1 protein-coding gene is annotated in these 21,342 nt (G+C 60.2%); it reads left to right on the forward strand.

From position 1 onward, the window contains the following. Positions 1-364: 364 nt before the first annotated feature. Positions 365-21,070 carry a retention module-containing protein gene (locus tag REH59_RS00670; RefSeq protein ID WP_320450378.1) on the forward strand — a complete coding sequence of 6,902 codons (20,706 nt, stop codon included), beginning with the start codon at positions 365-367 and terminating at the stop codon, positions 21,068-21,070. The last annotated feature ends 272 nt before the right edge of the window (positions 21,071-21,342 follow it).

Raw genomic sequence — 21,342 nt, forward strand, 5'->3', positions numbered from 1 at the left:
CTGGATATTGACGCCAGTAATGCTGACATTGCCGAAGGAGGACAGTCTCGCCGCATGATTTACGGGTGTTGAGGTGTATGAAAAAGTGCTGGAGCTGACGGCTTAACACCCTTTAGATGATGTAAGACATTTGTCCTAAGGAAACGCTTGGCTAAGGTACAAATATCAATGTGACATTACATTGCCGATTGTTTAGGATGGCATGTATAAGGTCAATAGTTTGGCAGTTAGGCAATTCCAAAAAGTTATAGACGGAATATTGACGTCAAAAATCGTCAAGAGATCATCGACATAGTTCCGCCTGAAGTGGCTAGCAAGCGCCGCTCTGGCAGGGAAGTACCCATCGGGTCACACGGAGAGTCCAATGAGCAGCGTTGTAGCCATCGTCAAAAGCATTGTCGGCCAGGTTATTGCGGTATCCCCAGAGGGCATCCGGCGTGTACTTATCGAAGGTGACCGCCTGTTGACCGGTGAGGAAGTGCTCACCGGTCCTGGTGGCGCAGTTACTCTGGAGCTGGCTGATGGCCGTACGCTCGATCTGGGCCGTGACAGCCAATGGAGCGCCGATGCGCCTGACAGCAGCACCGACCTGAGCCAGGCGGCAGCCCAGGCCGCGCCTTCGGTGGAAGAGCTGCAGCAGGCTATTGCTGCTGGTGTTGACCCGACTACTGAGCTTGAAGCTACCGCCGCTGGCCCGTCATCAGCGGGTGGTGGTGCGCTGGGCGGTGGCCACAGCTTCGTGATGCTCGAAGAAACGGCTGGCCGTGTTGACCCGACGGTTGGTTTCCCGACTGACGGGCTGGGCTTTGCGGGCGTGCTCGATAACGAAGAAGTGGGCCTGCTGGACACTAACGGCAACAACCTGGTGACCACACCGACGGATACCAACGTTGCTACTGAGCTGACGCTTGGCGCAACCCCTTCTATCAGTGAAGCGGGTGGCGTAATCGTTTATACCGCCACCGTTGGTCAGGCGCCGACCACCAACCTGGTAATTACGCTGTCCAACGGTGCCGTGATCGTTATTCCGGCTGGGCAGACCAGTGGTAGTGTCAACGTCGTAGTTCCGGCAAACGACACGCCCTACATCGACGGGGGCCAGATTTCGGCGACCGTGACAGGTAGTACCGGTGGTGGCGGGCTGACGGTGACATTGCCGCAAACGCCAGCGGTTACCCAAGTGACCGATACAATCGACACCACCACTGCAACCCTGACGGCGAGCCCGTCGGTCACCGAAGGCGGCGTGATCACCTACACCGTGACCCTGAGCAACCCTGCCCAGACGCCGGTAACCGTGACCCTGTCTAACGGCCAAACCATTACCGTTGAAGCCGGCAAAACCCAGGGCAGCGTCGATTTCCAGACCCCGGCGAATGACGTCTACAACAACGGTTCGACCGTCAGCGTCACCATCGAGAACGCCACGGGCGGCAACTTCGAGCAACTGACCCCGAACCCGACGCCGGCTCAGACCACGATCAACGACTCAGTCGACACCACCACCGCGACCCTGACGGCGAGCCCGTCGGTCACCGAAGGCGGCGTGATCACCTACACCGTGACCCTGAGCAACCCTGCCCAGACGCCGGTGACCGTGACCCTGTCCAACGGCCAAACCATTACCGTTGAAGCCGGCAAAACCCAGGGCAGCGTCGATTTCCAGACCCCGGCGAATGACGTCTACAACAACGGTTCGACCGTCAGCGTCACCATCGAGAACGCCACGGGCGGCAACTTCGAGCAACTGACCCCGAACCCGACGCCGGCTCAGACCACGATCAACGACTCAGTCGACACCACCACCGCGACCCTGACGGCGAGCCCGTCGGTCACCGAAGGCGGCGTGATCACCTACACCGTGACCCTGAGCAACCCTGCCCAGACGCCGGTAACCGTGACCCTGTCCAACGGCCAGGTCATCACCGTTGAAGCCGGCAAAACCCAGGGCAGCGTTGATTTCCAGACCCCGGCCAATGACGTCTATAACAACGGCTCGACCGTCAGCGTCACCATCGAGAACGCCACGGGCGGCAACTTCGAACAGCTGACCCCGAACCCGACCCCGGCTCAGACCACGATCAACGACTCGGTCGACACCACCACCGCGACCCTGACGGCGAGCCCGTCGGTCACCGAAGGCGGCGTGATCACCTACACCGTGACCCTGAGCAACCCTGCTCAGACGCCGGTAACCGTGACCCTGTCCAACGGTCAGACCATTACCGTTGAAGCCGGTAAAACCCAGGGCAGCATTGATTTCCAGACCCCGGCGAATGACGTCTACAACAACGGTTCGACCGTCAGCGTCACCATCGAGAACGCCACGGGCGGTAATTTCGAGCAACTGACCCCGAACCCGACGCCGGCTCAGACCACGATCAACGACTCGGTCGACACCACCACTGCAACCCTGACCGCCTCGCCAAGCGTGACCGAAGGCGGCGTGATCACCTACACCGTGACCCTGAGCAATCCTGCCCAGACGCCGGTAACCGTGACCCTGTCCAACGGTCAGACCATTACCGTTGAAGCCGGTAAAACCCAGGGCAGCATTGATTTCCAGACCCCGGCGAATGACGTCTACAACAACGGTTCGACCGTCAGCGTCACCATCGAGAACGCCACGGGCGGCAACTTCGAGCAGCTGACCCCGAACCCGACGCCAGCTCAGACCACGATCAACGACTCGGTCGACACCACCACTGCAACCCTGACCGCCTCGCCAAGCGTGACCGAAGGCGGCGTGATCACTTACACCGTGACCCTGAGCAACCCTGCCCAGACGCCGGTGACCGTGACCCTGTCCAACGGTCAGACCATTACCGTTGAAGCCGGTAAAACCCAGGGCAGCATTGATTTCCAGACCCCGGCGAATGACGTCTACAACAACGGTTCGACCGTTAGCGTCACCATCGAGAACGCCACGGGCGGCAACTTCGAGCAACTGACCCCGAACCCGACGCCGGCTCAGACCACGATCAACGACTCAGTCGACACCACCACCGCGACCCTGACGGCGAGCCCGTCGGTCACCGAAGGCGGCGTGATCACCTACACCGTGACCCTGAGCAACCCTGCCCAGACGCCGGTAACCGTGACCCTGTCCAACGGCCAGGTCATCACCGTTGAAGCCGGCAAAACCCAGGGCAGCGTCGATTTCCAGACCCCGGCCAATGACGTCTATAACAACGGCTCGACCGTCAGCGTCACCATCGAGAACGCCACGGGCGGCAACTTCGAGCAGCTGACCCCGAACCCGACGCCGGCTCAGACCACGATCAACGACTCGGTCGATACCACCACTGCAACCCTGACCGCCTCGCCAAGCGTGACCGAAGGCGGCGTGATCACCTACACCGTGACCCTGAGCAATCCTGCCCAGACGCCGGTGACCGTGACCCTGTCCAACGGTCAGACCATTACCGTTGAAGCCGGTAAAACCCAGGGCAGCGTTGATTTCCAGACCCCGGCCAATGACGTCTACAACAACGGCTCGACCGTCAGCGTCACCATCGAGAACGCCACGGGTGGCAACTTCGAGCAACTGACCCCGAACCCGACCCCTGCCTCGACTGTCATCAATGACAGCATCGATGCCGTCACCGTAAGCATTGTCAGCAATGGAAATGTGACCGAAGACCAGCAACCTTCCTTTACTGTGAAAGTTAGCCAGGCGCTGGACCGTCCGTTGACCGTAACCCTGTCGAACGGCGACACCGTGACGATCGAAGCCGGTAAGACCGAAGTCGAGTACAAGACCTCGGTTCAAGGCGATGACGTCTATCTTGATGCAGGCTCCATCACGCTCAGTGTTACCGACGCTACAGTTCCGGGTGCCACCTTCGAGAAGCTGGCCTTGGGTGGCCCGGCTACCGTTGAGATCTCGGACACTATCAGTGAAGTGGTGGCCAAACTGACCGCCACCCCTTCGGTGACCGAAGGCGGCGAGATCACCTACACCATCACCCTGACCAACAAAGACGGTCTGCCGATCAACAACCACTCGGAGCTGTACTTCAAGCTGACCGACGGCACCACCGTCGTCGTGGCAGCGAACAGCACCACCGGTTCGGCCACTGCAACCGCCCCGGACAACGTCTATGTCGGCACCAACGCGCCGGTGGTCAATGCCATCGAGGCCGTCAGCGGCGCAGATGCGTGGAAGTTCGAAAACCTGAACCTGGACAAGACCCCGGTCAGCACCGAGGTCACCGACGAGCCAGGCACCCCAGGCAGCGAAGGCGACATCGTCAAGGTCACCATCACGGCTGACCAGACTTCGGTGGCCGAGAACGTCAAACCGACGTTCACCGTACACATCAACACCGCCTTGGCTCACGACCTGGTCGTGACCCTGAGCAACAACGCCCAGGTCACCATCAAGGCTGGCGAGACCAGCGCACCGTACACCCACGACGCGCAGGGCGATGACGTCTATCAGGATGCGGGCCAGATCAGCCTGGGTATCAACTCGGCGGTGGACGCCACCGGCGCTGCGTTCGAGAACCTGGAATTGGGCGGCAACGCTTCGGTTCAAGTGACCGACACCCTCGACGAGGTGGTGGCCAAGCTGACCGCCAGCCCTTCGGTCACCGAAGGCGGCGAGATCACTTACACCATCACGCTGACCAACAAAGACGGTCTGCCGATCAACAACCACTCGGAGCTGTACTTCAAGCTGACCGACGGCACCACCGTCGTCGTGGCAGCGAACAGCACCACCGGTTCGGCCACTGCAACCGCCCCGGACAACGTCTATGTCGGCACCAACGCGCCGGTGGTCAATGCCATCGAGGCCGTCAGCGGCGCAGATGCGTGGAAGTTCGAAAACCTGAACCTGGACAAGACCCCGGTCAGCACCGAGGTCACCGACGAGCCAGGCACCCCAGGCAGCGAAGGCGACATCGTCAAGGTCACCATCACGGCTGACCAGACTTCGGTGGCCGAGAACGTCAAACCGACGTTCACCGTACACATCAACACCGCCTTGGCTCACGACTTGGTCGTGACCCTGAGCAACAATGCCCAGGTCACCATCAAGGCTGGCGAGACCAGCGCGCCGTACACCCACGACGCGCAGGGCGATGACGTCTATCAGGACGCGGGCCAGATCAGCCTGGGTATCAACTCGGCGGTGGACGCCACCGGCGCTGCGTTCGAGAACCTGGAACTGGGCGGCAACGCTTCGGTTCAAGTGACCGACACCCTCGACGAAGTGGTGGCCAAGCTGACAGCCACTCCGTCGGTGACCGAAGGCGGCGAGATCACCTACACCATCACCCTGACCAACAAAGACGGTCTGCCGATCAACAACCACTCGGAGCTGTACTTCAAGCTGACCGACGGCACCACCGTCGTCGTGGCAGCCAACAGCACCACCGGTTCGGCCACTGCAACCGCCCCGGACAACGTCTATGTCGGCACTAACCAGCCGGTGGTCAATGCCATCGAGGCGGTCAGCGGCGCAGATGCGTGGAAGTTCGAAAACCTGAACCTGGACAAGACCCCGGTCAGCACCGAGGTCACCGACGAGCCAGGTACCCCAGGCAGCGAAGGCGACATCGTCAAGGTCACCATCACGGCTGACCAGACTTCGGTGGCCGAGAACGTCAAACCGACGTTCACCGTACACATCAACACCGCCTTGGCTCACGACCTGGTCGTGACCCTGAGCAACAACGCCCAGGTCACCATCAAGGCTGGCGAGACCAGCGCACCGTACACCCACGACGCGCAGGGCGATGACGTCTATCAGGATGCGGGCCAGATCAGCCTGGGTATCAACTCGGCGGTGGACGCCACCGGCGCTGCGTTCGAGAACCTGGAATTGGGCGGCAACGCTTCGGTTCAAGTGACCGACACCCTCGACGAGGTGGTGGCCAAGCTGACCGCCAGCCCTTCGGTCACCGAAGGCGGCGAGATCACTTACACCATCACGCTGACCAACAAAGACGGTCTGCCGATCAACAACCACTCGGAGCTGTACTTCAAGCTGACCGACGGCACCACCGTCGTCGTGGCAGCGAACAGCACCACCGGTTCGGCCACTGCAACCGCCCCGGACAACGTCTATGTCGGCACCAACGCGCCGGTGGTCAATGCCATCGACGCGGTCAGCGGCGCAGATGCGTGGAAGTTCGAAAACCTGAACCTGGACAAGACCCCGGTCAGCACCCAGGTCACCGACGAGCCAGGTACCCCAGGCAACGAAGGCGACATCGTCAAGGTCACCATCACGGCCGACCAGGCCTCGGTGGCCGAGAACGTCAAACCGACGTTCACCGTACACATCAACACCGCCTTGGCTCACGACTTGGTCGTGACCCTGAGCAACAATGCCCAGGTCACCATCAAGGCTGGCGAGACCAGCGCGCCGTACACCCACGACGCGCAAGGCGATGACGTCTATCAGGACGCGGGCCAGATCAGCCTGGGTATCAACTCGGCGGTGGACGCCACCGGCGCTGCGTTCGAGAACCTGGAACTGGGCGGCAACGCTTCGGTTCAAGTGACCGACACCCTCGACGAAGTGGTGGCCAAGCTGACAGCCACTCCGTCGGTGACCGAAGGCGGCGAGATCACCTACACCATCACCCTGACCAACAAAGACGGTCTGCCGATCAACAACCACTCGGAGCTGTACTTCAAGCTGACCGACGGCACCACCGTCGTCGTGGCAGCCAACAGCACCACCGGTTCGGCCACTGCAACCGCCCCGGACAACGTCTATGTCGGCACCAACGCGCCGGTGGTCAATGCCATCGAGGCGGTCAGCGGCGCAGATGCGTGGAAGTTCGAAAACCTGAACCTGGACAAGACCCCGGTCAGCACCGAGGTCACCGACGAGCCAGGTACCCCAGGCAGCGAAGGCGACATCGTCAAGGTCACCATCACGGCCGACCAGACTTCGGTGGCCGAGAACGTCAAGCCAACCTTCACCGTGCACGTCAACCAGCCGCTGGCCCACGACCTGGTCGTGACCCTGAGCAACAATGCCCAGGTCACCATCAAGGCCGGTGAAACCAGCGCACCGTACACCCACGACGCGCAAGGCGATGACGTCTACCAGGACGCTGGCCAGATCAGCCTGGGCATCAACTCGGCGGTAGACGCCACTGGTGCGACCTTCGAGAACCTCGAGCTGGGCGGTGCGGCTTCGGTCCAAGTGACCGACACCCTCGACGAAGTGGTGGCCAAGCTGACCGCCACCCCGTCGGTCACCGAAGGCGGCGAGATCACCTACACCATCACGCTGACCAACAAAGACGGTCTGCCGATCAACAACCACTCGGAGCTGTACTTCAAGCTGACCGACGGCACCACTGTCGTTGTGGCAGCGAACAGCACCACCGGTTCGGCCACTGCAACCGCCCCGGACAACGTCTATGTCGGCACCAACGCGCCGGTGGTCAATGCCATCGACGCGGTCAGCGGCGCAGATGCGTGGAAGTTCGAAAACCTGAACCTGGACAAGACCCCGGTCAGCACCCAGGTCACCGACGAGCCAGGTACCCCAGGCAACGAAGGCGACATCGTCAAGGTCACCATCACGGCCGACCAGGCCTCGGTGGCCGAGAACGTCAAACCGACGTTCACCGTACACATCAACACCGCCTTGGCTCACGACTTGGTCGTGACCCTGAGCAACAATGCCCAGGTCACCATCAAGGCTGGCGAGACCAGCGCGCCGTACACCCACGACGCGCAAGGCGATGACGTCTATCAGGACGCGGGCCAGATCAGCCTGGGTATCAACTCGGCGGTGGACGCCACCGGCGCTGCGTTCGAGAACCTGGAACTGGGCGGCAACGCTTCGGTTCAAGTGACCGACACCCTCGACGAAGTGGTGGCCAAGCTGACAGCCACTCCGTCGGTGACCGAAGGCGGCGAGATCACCTACACCATCACCCTGACCAACAAAGACGGTCTGCCGATCAACAACCACTCGGAGCTGTACTTCAAGCTGACCGACGGCACCACCGTCGTCGTGGCAGCCAACAGCACCACCGGTTCGGCCACTGCAACCGCACCAGACAACGTCTATGTCGGCACTAACCAGCCGGTGGTCAATGCCATCGAGGCGGTCAGCGGCGCAGATGCGTGGAAGTTCGAAAACCTGAACCTGGACAAGACCCCGGTCAGCACCGAGGTCACCGACGAGCCAGGTACCCCAGGCAGCGAAGGCGACATCGTCAAGGTCACCATCACGGCCGACCAGACTTCGGTGGCCGAGAACGTCAAGCCAACCTTCACCGTGCACGTCAACCAGCCGCTGGCCCACGACCTGGTCGTGACCCTGAGCAACAATGCCCAGGTCACCATCAAGGCCGGTGAAACCAGCGCACCGTACACCCACGACGCGCAAGGCGATGACGTCTACCAGGACGCTGGCCAGATCAGCCTGGGCATCAACTCGGCGGTAGACGCCACTGGTGCGACCTTCGAGAACCTCGAGCTGGGCGGTGCGGCTTCGGTCCAAGTGACCGACACCCTCGACGAAGTGGTGGCCAAGCTGACCGCCACCCCGTCGGTCACCGAAGGCGGCGAGATCACCTACACCATCACGCTGACCAACAAAGACGGTCTGCCGATCAACAACCACTCGGAGCTGTACTTCAAGCTGACCGACGGCACCACTGTCGTTGTGGCAGCGAACAGCACCACCGGTTCGGCCACTGCAACCGCCCCGGACAACGTCTATGTCGGCACCAACGCGCCGGTGGTCAATGCCATCGACGCGGTCAGCGGCGCAGATGCGTGGAAGTTCGAAAACCTGAACCTGGACAAGACCCCGGTCAGCACCCAGGTCACCGACGAGCCAGGTACCCCAGGCAACGAAGGCGACATCGTCAAGGTCACCATCACGGCCGACCAGGCCTCGGTGGCCGAGAACGTCAAACCGACGTTCACCGTACACATCAACACCGCCTTGGCTCACGACTTGGTCGTGACCCTGAGCAACAATGCCCAGGTCACCATCAAGGCTGGCGAGACCAGCGCGCCGTACACCCACGACGCGCAAGGCGATGACGTCTATCAGGACGCGGGCCAGATCAGCCTGGGTATCAACTCGGCGGTGGACGCCACCGGCGCTGCGTTCGAGAACCTGGAACTGGGCGGCAACGCTTCGGTTCAAGTGACCGACACCCTCGACGAAGTGGTGGCCAAGCTGACAGCCACTCCGTCGGTGACCGAAGGCGGCGAGATCACCTACACCATCACCCTGACCAACAAAGACGGTCTGCCGATCAACAACCACTCGGAGCTGTACTTCAAGCTGACCGACGGCACCACCGTCGTCGTGGCAGCCAACAGCACCACCGGTTCGGCCACTGCAACCGCACCAGACAACGTCTATGTCGGCACTAACCAGCCGGTGGTCAATGCCATCGAGGCGGTCAGCGGCGCAGATGCGTGGAAGTTCGAAAACCTGAACCTGGACAAGACCCCGGTCAGCACCGAGGTCACCGACGAGCCAGGTACCCCAGGCAGCGAAGGCGACATCGTCAAGGTCACCATCACGGCCGACCAGACTTCGGTGGCCGAGAACGTCAAGCCAACCTTCACCGTGCACGTCAACCAGCCGCTGGCCCACGACCTGGTCGTGACCCTGAGCAACAATGCCCAGGTCACCATCAAGGCCGGTGAAACCAGCGCACCGTACACCCACGACGCGCAAGGCGATGACGTCTACCAGGACGCTGGCCAGATCAGCCTGGGCATCAACTCGGCGGTAGACGCCACTGGTGCGACCTTCGAGAACCTCGAGCTGGGCGGTGCGGCTTCGGTCCAAGTGACCGACACCCTCGACGAAGTGGTGGCCAAGCTGACCGCCACCCCGTCGGTCACCGAAGGCGGCGAGATCACCTACACCATCACGCTGACCAACAAAGACGGTCTGCCGATCAACAACCACTCGGAGCTGTACTTCAAGCTGACCGACGGCACCACTGTCGTTGTGGCAGCGAACAGCACCACCGGTTCGGCCACTGCAACCGCCCCGGACAACGTCTATGTCGGCACCAACGCGCCGGTGGTCAATGCCATCGACGCGGTCAGCGGCGCAGATGCGTGGAAGTTCGAAAACCTGAACCTGGACAAGACCCCGGTCAGCACCCAGGTCACCGACGAGCCAGGTACCCCAGGCAACGAAGGCGACATCGTCAAGGTCACCATCACGGCCGACCAGACTTCGGTGGCCGAGAACGTCAAACCGACCTTCACCGTACACATCAACACCGCCCTGGCCCACGACCTGGTCGTGACCCTGAGCAACAATGCCCAGGTCACCATCAAGGCTGGCGAAACCAGCGCACCGTACACCCACGACGCGCAGGGCGATGACGTCTATCAGGACGCTGGCCAGATCAGCCTGGGTATCAACTCGGCAGTAGACGCCACTGGCGCTGCGTTCGAGAACCTGGAACTGGGCGGCAACGCTTCGGTTCAAGTGACCGACACCCTTGACGAAGTCGTGGCCAAGCTGACCGCCAGCCCTTCGGTGACCGAAGGCGGCGAGATCACTTACACCATCACGCTGACCAACAAAGACGGTCTGCCGATCAACAACCACTCGGAGCTGTACTTCAAGCTGACCGACGGCACCACCGTCGTCGTGGCAGCGAACAGCACCACCGGTTCGGCCACTGCAACCGCACCAGACAACGTCTATGTCGGCACCAACGCGCCGGTGGTCAATGCCATCGACGCGGTCAGCGGCGCAGATGCGTGGAAGTTCGAAAACCTGAACCTGGACAAGACCCCGGTCAGCACCGAGGTGACCGACGAGCCGGGTACCCCAGGCAACGAAGGCGACATCGTCAAGGTCACCATCACGGCCGACCAGACCTCGGTGGCCGAGAACGTCAAACCGACCTTCACCGTACACATCAACACCGCCCTGGCCCACGACCTGGTCGTGACCCTGAGCAACAACGCCCAGGTCACCATCAAGGCCGGCGAGACCAGCGCGCCGTACACCCACGACGCGCAAGGCGATGACGTCTACCAGGACGCTGGCCAGATCAGTCTGGGCATCACGTCCGCTGTGGATGTAGACGGTCACACCTTCGAAAACCTGGAGCTGGGCGGTGCTGCGAAGGTGGATGTCACCGACACCCTCGACGAGGTGGTGGCCAAACTGACCGCCACCCCTTCGGTGACCGAAGGCGGCGAGATCACCTACACCATCACGCTGACCAACAAAGACGGTCTGCCGATCAACAACCACGGTGAACTGACCTTCACCCTGAGCGACAAGACCACAATTGTCGTGGCGGCCAACAGCACCACCGGCTCGGCTACTGTGATTGCCCCGGACAACGTCTACGTCGGTACCAACTCGGCAGTGGTCAACTCGATCGCTACCGTTGGCGGTGCAGATGACGGCAAGTTCGAGAAACTGACTCTGGACAAGACCGAGGTCAAAACCCAGGTTACCGACGAGCCAGGCACTCCGGGTGTCCCAGACGGTAACGAAGGCGATCTGGTCCTGGTGACCATCACCGCCGATCAGACTTCGGTGGCCGAGAACGTCAAAGCGGCGTTCACCGTGCACATCAACACCAAGCTGGCCCACGACCTGGTCGTGACCCTGAGCAACAACGCCCAGGTCACCATCAAGGCCGGCGAGACCAGCGCGCCGTACATCCATGACGAGCAAGGCGAAGACGTCTACATCGACAAGGGTGCCATCAAGCTGGGTATCGAGTCGGCGGTAGACGCTACCGGCGCGACCTTCGAGAACCTGCAACTGGGTGGTGAGGCCACTGTCCAGGTGACCGATACCATTGACGAAGTAGTGGCCAAGCTGACCGCGACGCCTTCGGTGACCGAAGGCGGCGAGATCACCTACACCATCACGCTGACCAACAAAGACGGTCTGCCGATCAACAACCACGGTGAACTGACCTTCACCCTGAGCGACAAGACCACAATTGTCGTGGCGGCCAACAGCACCACCGGCTCGGCTACTGTGATTGCCCCGGACAACGTCTACGTCGGTACCAACTCGGCAGTGGTCAACTCGATCGCTACCGTTGGCGGTGCAGATGACGGCAAGTTCGAGAAACTGACTCTGGACAAGACCGAGGTCAAAACCCAGGTTACCGACGAGCCAGGCACTCCGGGTGTCCCAGACGGTAACGAAGGCGATCTGGTCCTGGTGACCATCACCGCCGATCAGACTTCGGTGGCCGAGAACGTCAAAGCGGCGTTCACCGTGCACATCAACACCAAGCTGGCCCACGACCTGGTCGTGACCCTGAGCAACAACGCCCAGGTCACCATCAAGGCCGGCGAGACCAGCGCGCCGTACATCCATGACGAGCAAGGCGAAGACGTCTACATCGACAAGGGTGCCATCAAGCTGGGTATCGAGTCGGCGGTAGACGCTACCGGCGCGACCTTCGAGAACCTGCAACTGGGTGGTGAGGCCACTGTCCAGGTGACCGATACCATTGACGAAGTAGTGGCCAAGCTGACCGCGACGCCTTCGGTGACCGAAGGCGGCGAGATCACCTACACCATCACGCTGACCAACAAAGACGGTCTGCCGATCAACAACCACGGTGAACTGACCTTCACCCTGAGCGACAAGACCACAATTGTCGTGGCGGCCAACAGCACCACCGGCTCGGCTACTGTGATTGCCCCGGACAACGTCTACGTCGGTACCAACTCGGCAGTGGTCAACTCGATCGCTACCGTTGGCGGTGCAGATGACGGCAAGTTCGAGAAACTGACTCTGGACAAGACCGAGGTCAAAACCCAGGTTACCGACGAGCCAGGCACTCCGGGTGTCCCAGACGGTAACGAAGGCGATCTGGTCCTGGTGACCATCACCGCCGATCAGACTTCGGTGGCCGAGAACGTCAAAGCGGCGTTCACCGTGCACATCAACACCAAGCTGGCCCACGACCTGGTCGTGACCCTGAGCAACAACGCCCAGGTCACCATCAAGGCCGGCGAGACCAGCGCGCCGTACATCCATGACGAGCAAGGCGAAGACGTCTACATCGACAAGGGTGCCATCAAGCTGGGTATCGAGTCGGCGGTAGACGCTACCGGCGCGACCTTCGAGAACCTGCAACTGGGTGGTGAGGCCACTGTCCAGGTGACCGATACCATTGACGAAGTAGTGGCCAAGCTGACCGCGACGCCTTCGGTGACCGAAGGCGGCGAGATCACCTACACCATCACGCTGACCAACAAAGACGGTCTGCCGATCAACAACCACGGTGAACTGACCTTCACCCTGAGCGACAAGACCACAATTGTCGTGGCGGCCAACAGCACCACCGGTTCGGCTACTGTGATTGCCCCGGACAACGTCTACGTCGGTACCAACTCGGCAGTGGTCAACTCGATCGCTACCGTTGGCGGTGCAGATGACGGCAAGTTCGAGAAACTGACTCTGGACAAGACCGAGGTCAAAACCCAGGTTACCGACGAGCCAGGCACTCCGGGTGTCCCAGACGGTAACGAAGGCGATCTGGTCCTGGTGACCATCACCGCCGATCAGACTTCGGTGGCCGAGAACGTCAAAGCGGCGTTCACCGTGCACATCAACACCAAGCTGGCCCACGACCTGGTCGTGACCCTGAGCAACAACGCCCAGGTCACCATCAAGGCCGGCGAGACCAGCGCGCCGTACATCCATGACGAGCAAGGCGAAGACGTCTACATCGACAAGGGTGCCATCAAGCTGGGTATCGAGTCGGCGGTAGACGCTACCGGCGCGACCTTCGAGAACCTGCAACTGGGTGGTGAGGCCACTGTCCAGGTGACCGATACCATTGACGAAGTAGTGGCCAAGCTGACCGCGACGCCTTCGGTGACCGAAGGCGGCGAGATCACCTACACCATCACGCTGACCAACAAAGACGGTCTGCCGATCAACAACCACGGTGAACTGACCTTCACCCTGAGCGACAAGACCACAATTGTCGTGGCGGCCAACAGCACCACCGGTTCGGCTACTGTGATTGCCCCGGACAACGTCTATGTCGGCACCAACGCGCCGGTGGTCAATGCCATCGACGCGGTCAGCGGCGCAGATGCGTGGAAGTTCGAAAACCTGAACCTGGACAAGACCCCGGTCAGCACCGAGGTGACCGACGAGCCAGGCACTCCGGGTGTCCCAGACGGTAACGAAGGCGATCTGGTCCTGGTGACCATCACCGCCGATCAGACTTCGGTGGCCGAGAACGTCAAAGCGGCGTTCACCGTGCACATCAACACCAAGCTGGCCCACGACCTGGTCGTGACCCTGAGCAACAACGCCCAGGTCACCATCAAGGCCGGCGAGACCAGCGCGCCGTACATCCATGACGAGCAAGGCGAAGACGTCTACATCGACAAGGGTGCCATCAAGCTGGGTATCGAGTCGGCGGTAGACGCTACCGGCGCGACCTTCGAGAACCTGCAACTGGGTGGTGAGGCCACTGTCCAGGTGACCGATACCATTGACGAAGTAGTGGCCAAGCTGACCGCGACGCCTTCGGTGACCGAAGGCGGCGAGATCACCTACACCATCACGCTGACCAACAAAGACGGTCTGCCGATCAACAACCACGGTGAACTGACCTTCACCCTGAGCGACAAGACCACAATTGTCGTGGCGGCCAACAGCACCACCGGCTCGGCTACTGTGATTGCCCCGGACAACGTCTACGTCGGTACCAACTCGGCAGTGGTCAACTCGATCGCTACCGTTGGCGGTGCAGATGACGGCAAGTTCGAGAAACTGACTCTGGACAAGACCGAGGTCAAAACCCAGGTTACCGACGAGCCAGGCACTCCGGGTGTCCCAGACGGTAACGAAGGCGATCTGGTCCTGGTGACCATCACCGCCGATCAGACTTCGGTGGCCGAGAACGTCAAAGCGGCGTTCACCGTGCACATCAACACCAAGCTGGCCCACGACCTGGTCGTGACCCTGAGCAACAACGCCCAGGTCACCATCAAGGCCGGCGAGACCAGCGCGCCGTACATCCATGACGAGCAAGGCGAAGACGTCTACATCGACAAGGGTGCCATCAAGCTGGGTATCGAGTCGGCGGTAGACGCTACCGGCGCGACCTTCGAGAACCTGCAACTGGGTGGTGAGGCCACTGTCCAGGTGACCGATACCATTGACGAAGTAGTGGCCAAGCTGACCGCGACGCCTTCGGTGACCGAAGGCGGCGAGATCACCTACACCATCACGCTGACCAACAAAGACGGTCTGCCGATCAACAACCACGGTGAACTGACCTTCACCCTGAGCGACAAGACCACAATTGTCGTGGCGGCCAACAGCACCACCGGCTCGGCTACTGTGATTGCCCCGGACAACGTCTACGTCGGTACCAACTCGGCAGTGGTCAACTCGATCGCTACCGTTGGCGGTGCAGATGACGGCAAGTTCGAGAAACTGACTCTGGACAAGACCGAGGTCAAAACCCAGGTTACCGACGAGCCAGGCACTCCGGGTGTCCCAGACGGTAACGAAGGCGATCTGGTCCTGGTGACCATCACCGCCGATCAGACTTCGGTGGCCGAGAACGTCAAAGCGGCGTTCACCGTGCACATCAACACCAAGCTGGCCCACGACCTGGTCGTGACCCTGAGCAACAACGCCCAGGTCACCATCAAGGCCGGCGAGACCAGCGCGCCGTACATCCATGACGAGCAAGGCGAAGACGTCTACATCGACAAGGGTGCCATCAAGCTGGGTATCGAGTCGGCGGTAGACGCTACCGGCGCGACCTTCGAGAACCTGCAACTGGGTGGTGAGGCCACTGTCCAGGTGACCGATACCATTGACGAAGTAGTGGCCAAGCTGACCGCGACGCCTTCGGTGACCGAAGGCGGCGAGATCACCTACACCATCACGCTGACCAACAAAGACGGTCTGCCGATCAACAACCACGGTGAACTGACCTTCACCCTGAGCGACAAGACCACAATTGTCGTGGCGGCCAACAGCACCACCGGCTCGGCTACTGTGATTGCCCCGGACAACGTCTACGTCGGTACCAACTCGGCAGTGGTCAACTCGATCGCTACCGTTGGCGGTGCAGATGACGGCAAGTTCGAGAAACTGACTCTGGACAAGACCGAGGTCAAAACCCAGGTTACCGACGAGCCAGGCACTCCGGGTGTCCCAGACGGTAACGAAGGCGATCTGGTCCTGGTGACCATCACCGCCGATCAGACTTCGGTGGCCGAGAACGTCAAAGCGGCGTTCACCGTGCACATCAACACCAAGCTGGCCCACGACCTGGTCGTGACCCTGAGCAACAACGCCCAGGTCACCATCAAGGCCGGCGAGACCAGCGCGCCGTACATCCATGACGAGCAAGGCGAAGACGTCTACATCGACAAGGGTGCCATCAAGCTGGGTATCGAGTCGGCGGTAGACGCTACCGGCGCGACCTTCGAGAACCTGCAACTGGGTGGTGAGGCCACTGTCCAGGTGACCGATACCATTGACGAAGTAGTGGCCAAGCTGACCGCGACGCCTTCGGTGACCGAAGGCGGCGAGATCACCTACACCATCACGCTGACCAACAAAGACGGTCTGCCGATCAACAACCACGGTGAACTGACCTTCACCCTGAGCGACAAGACCACAATTGTCGTGGCGGCCAACAGCACCACCGGCTCGGCTACTGTGATTGCCCCGGACAACGTCTACGTCGGTACCAACTCGGCAGTGGTCAACTCGATCGCTACCGTTGGCGGTGCAGATGACGGCAAGTTCGAGAAACTGACTCTGGACAAGACCGAGGTCAAAACCCAGGTTACCGACGAGCCAGGCACTCCGGGTGTCCCAGACGGTAACGAAGGCGATCTGGTCCTGGTGACCATCACCGCCGATCAGACTTCGGTGGCCGAGAACGTCAAAGCGGCGTTCACCGTGCACATCAACACCAAGCTGGCCCACGACCTGGTCGTGACCCTGAGCAACAACGCCCAGGTCACCATCAAGGCCGGCGAGACCAGCGCGCCGTACATCCATGACGAGCAAGGCGAAGACGTCTACATCGACAAGGGTGCCATCAAGCTGGGTATCGAGTCGGCGGTAGACGCTACCGGCGCGACCTTCGAGAACCTGCAACTGGGTGGTGAGGCCACTGTCCAGGTGACCGATACCATTGACGAAGTAGTGGCCAAGCTGACCGCGACGCCTTCGGTGACCGAAGGCGGCGAGATCACCTACACCATCACGCTGACCAACAAAGACGGTCTGCCGATCAACAACCACGGTGAACTGACCTTCACCCTGAGCGACAAGACCACAATTGTCGTGGCGGCCAACAGCACCACCGGCTCGGCTACTGTGATTGCCCCGGACAACGTCTACGTCGGTACCAACTCGGCAGTGGTCAACTCGATCGCTACCGTTGGCGGTGCAGATGACGGCAAGTTCGAGAAACTGACTCTGGACAAGACCGAGGTCAAAACCCAGGTTACCGACGAGCCAGGCACTCCGGGTGTCCCAGACGGTAACGAAGGCGATCTGGTCCTGGTGACCATCACCGCCGATCAGACTTCGGTGGCCGAGAACGTCAAAGCGGCGTTCACCGTGCACATCAACACCAAGCTGGCCCACGACCTGGTCGTGACCCTGAGCAACAACGCCCAGGTCACCATCAAGGCCGGCGAGACCAGCGCGCCGTACATCCATGACGAGCAAGGCGAAGACGTCTACATCGACAAGGGTGCCATCAAGCTGGGTATCGAGTCGGCGGTAGACGCTACCGGCGCGACCTTCGAGAACCTGCAACTGGGTGGTGAGGCCACTGTCCAGGTGACCGATACCATTGACGAAGTAGTGGCCAAGCTGACCGCGACGCCTTCGGTGACCGAAGGCGGCGAGATCACCTACACCATCACGCTGACCAACAAAGACGGTCTGCCGATCAACAACCACGGTGAACTGACCTTCACCCTGAGCGACAAGACCACAATTGTCGTGGCGGCCAACAGCACCACCGGCTCGGCTACTGTGATTGCCCCGGACAACGTCTACGTCGGTACCAACTCGGCAGTGGTCAACTCGATCGCTACCGTTGGCGGTGCAGATGACGGCAAGTTCGAGAAACTGACTCTGGATCCGGCTGCGGCCACCACCAAGGTCCTCGACAACGACCATCTGCCTGTCTCGACTGGCGGTGCCGTCGAAGGTGTAGAGGATACCGAGTACCTCTTTAATTGGAGCGACTTCAAAGTCACCGATGTCGATGGTAACACCGGCTTGTCAGTGACTATCACATCGCTCCCGGTCGACGGCAGCCTCAAGGCCTACAACAGCACTACCAACACCTGGAACAACGTGACTTCAGGACAGGTTGTCAGCCAGGCGGATATTGATAAGGGCTACCTCAAGTTCGTACCAAAGTTGAACGAGTCGGGTATTGATGGATACGGTGGTGCCGGCGTTGGTAACAAGCAGGCTGACTACGCCCAGTTCAAGTACAAACCGAACGATGGCACCAATACCGGCAGCGAAGTGACCATGAAAGTCGACATCGCTCCGCAGGTTGATAAACCCACCCTGAGCATCGGCAGCGCCGATGTCGTGTCCAAGTCTTTGATCAAGGAAGTTTGGACTTCTTTGAAAGGACTGGGGACCGATGGCAATGGCATTACGGGCGACGCATTGAAGACCGTATTCGCCAACTCGGGTACCGCGACCTCAACGGGCTCTACAACGAATGTACAGTCTGATGGCAGCGTCAACGCTGGCAGTGGCTCGAAAACCTCTGGCCTGATCTATCTGGAAGAAGGCAAAACCTACACCTTCAGCGGCACTGCCGATGATAGTTTGGTGGTCACCGTGGGCGGTACTACGGTCGTAACCACCACTTGGGGTGGCGGTGGACAGATTTCGGGTACCTTCACGGCTAAAGCCAGCGGCTACTACCCGATCGAGGTTTACCATGCTAACCAGGCAGGTCCTGGTAGCTATGACCTTAATATCAAGGTGGGTTCGGGTACTGCGGTTGACCTGAGCAGTGCCAACATCCCGATGTACCAGAGCGTGGCGGACATGGCCACCGCAGGCCTGACCGTGTCTGACTTGCACACTGTTAATGGCCAGAGCTACTACGACGGCTACAAGCTGAACGAAGGGCCGGAAGGTGGCTCGGTCAAGTTGGTTGGCATTACTGCTGGTCTTACTGACACCGACGGCTCTGAAAGCTTGAGCGTAACCCTCAGTGGCATTCCGGCTGGTTCGGTGCTGAGCGATGGTGCGGGCCACACGATTAAGGTGGGCGGTACGCCTGTAGATGTGACTGGCTGGAAACTCAGCAGCCTGACACTGACGCCGCCAGCCTACTACGAGGGCAAGTTCACTATCGCAGTAACCGCTACCGCTACTGAAAGCCTTGGTGGTTCGGATAGCACCCCCGGCCAGATTCCGGTTACGGTCTACAAGGCTGACTACAAGCCAACAGTCGGCACCACGGGCAACGACACACTCACGGGTGGCGAAAGCAACGATATCATCGTGGCAGATGTATCTGGCTTGAACGTGGTTCAGGGCAAAAACTACAACATCGCATTCATGGTCGACAGCTCCGGCAGTATGAGCGAAAAATCGATTGCCGATGCCAAGGCACAGCTTGCATCGGTGTTCAATTCACTCAAAGCCAGCTTGGGATCTGATGTCTCGGGTACGGTGAACATCTTCCTGGCTGACTTCGACAGTCAGGTTAACAAGAACGTCTCGGTCAACCTTGCCGATTCGAATGCCCTCAGCAAGCTGCAGGCGGTGCTCAATTCGATGGTGGGCGGTGAGTACTATGGTGGCGGTACCAACTATGAAGATGTGTTCAAGGCAACGGCCAACTTCTTCAAGAGCACCATGGCCACCAGTAACACAGGGGCGGAGAACCTGACGTATTTCATCACCGATGGTAAGCCGACCCTCTGGCAGAACCATGAGGATACTAATCCTCGGCTGTGGCGCGGCATGTATTTGGATGATGTTGTGAACGTCAACAACTTTAAGATCGGTGACTATTTCGACAAGGTGATCGACGGTCAAAGACTTACTATTACCTCCAGCGGTGATGTTTACGTCAACAACTCTTACAAATCCTTGGGGACGATCCATGCTCAAGGGGATGGTACCTACGAGATTTCTTCTCGGGCGGGCTCCGGTAACTCGAGCAGTTGGGATAGCGCGAGTGACGGTTCGGCGGCCAGCTTCAAGCTGCTTTCTGGCTTGACTAAAGTTCAGGCTATCGGGCTTAACAACGATGTCAGCTGGAGCGATCTCAAGGACTATGACAGCGCCGGTAAACCACAAACCAATATCGACCCGTCCAAACTGGCGGCGGCAATTCTCGGACATACCGAGGCCACCGTTCCGGGCTCGGATAGCATCGATGGTGGCAATGGCAATGACATCATCTTCGGTGACTTGATTACCCTCAACGGCGTTGTCAGCGAGGGTTATCAAGGGTTGCAGGAGTACGTCGCGCAGAAGAGTAATGTGGATGTCAGCACCATCACTGCCAAGAACGTGCATCAGTACATCGCCGAGCACTACACCGAATTTGATATCTCGGGTGCCAACGACGGTGATGACATCCTCACAGGCGGAAATGGCAACGATATCCTCTTCGGGCAAGGCGGCATCGACAGGCTCGATGGTGGCAGAGGTAACGACATTCTGTTGGGTGGCAGCGGCGATGACTTCCTGATTGGTGGCCATGGCGACGATACTTTGAACGGTGGAGCAGGTAAGGACACCTTCATCTGGAAGGCCGGCGATTACGGCAATGACGTAATCAAGGACTTCAAGGTCGCTGAAGGTGACCGGATCGACCTGAAGGATTTGCTTGTCAATGAAACCGGCAAGACCATCGACAACTACCTGAAGATGAGTTTCGCAGACGGCTCTACCACTTTGCAGATCAGCAGCGAAGGCAAGCTCAACGCTGCGGGTGGTGTTGCCAACGCGGACGTAACCATCAAACTTGAGGGTGTGAACTGGTCGGGCAACTCGATCAACTCGTTAATCACCGGTAGCGACCCATTGATCCGCATCGACAACAAGGACAACTGATGCGCTAGCGGGCTGCTCTGCAGCCCAATCGCTCATCACTGGCTGACACTGGTCCGTTGTAGGATCGGCCTTGTGTCGCGAACGGGGCGCGAAGCGGCCCCCACGGTTTCAGCAGCAATGCCGAGATCGCTGGAGCCGCTTCGCGCCCCGTTCGCGACACAAGGCCGCTCCTACAGGGATGGCATCAGGCAGGCAAGGCCATTACCAGCTCTTTCCCGCAACCCCCACCACAGCGCATACTCTGGCGCCGGGCCTGCGCGCCCGGCGATCTT

Source organism: Pseudomonas sp. BO3-4 (assembly GCF_034044115.1).
Lineage (GTDB): Bacteria > Pseudomonadota > Gammaproteobacteria > Pseudomonadales > Pseudomonadaceae > Aquipseudomonas > Aquipseudomonas alloputida.

What these genes read in the sequence shown, in the direction of transcription:
- REH59_RS00670 (WP_320450378.1), top strand. Translation starts at nt 365, where the DNA reads ATGAGCAGCGTTGTAGCCATCGTCAAAAGCATTGTCGGCCAGGTTATT.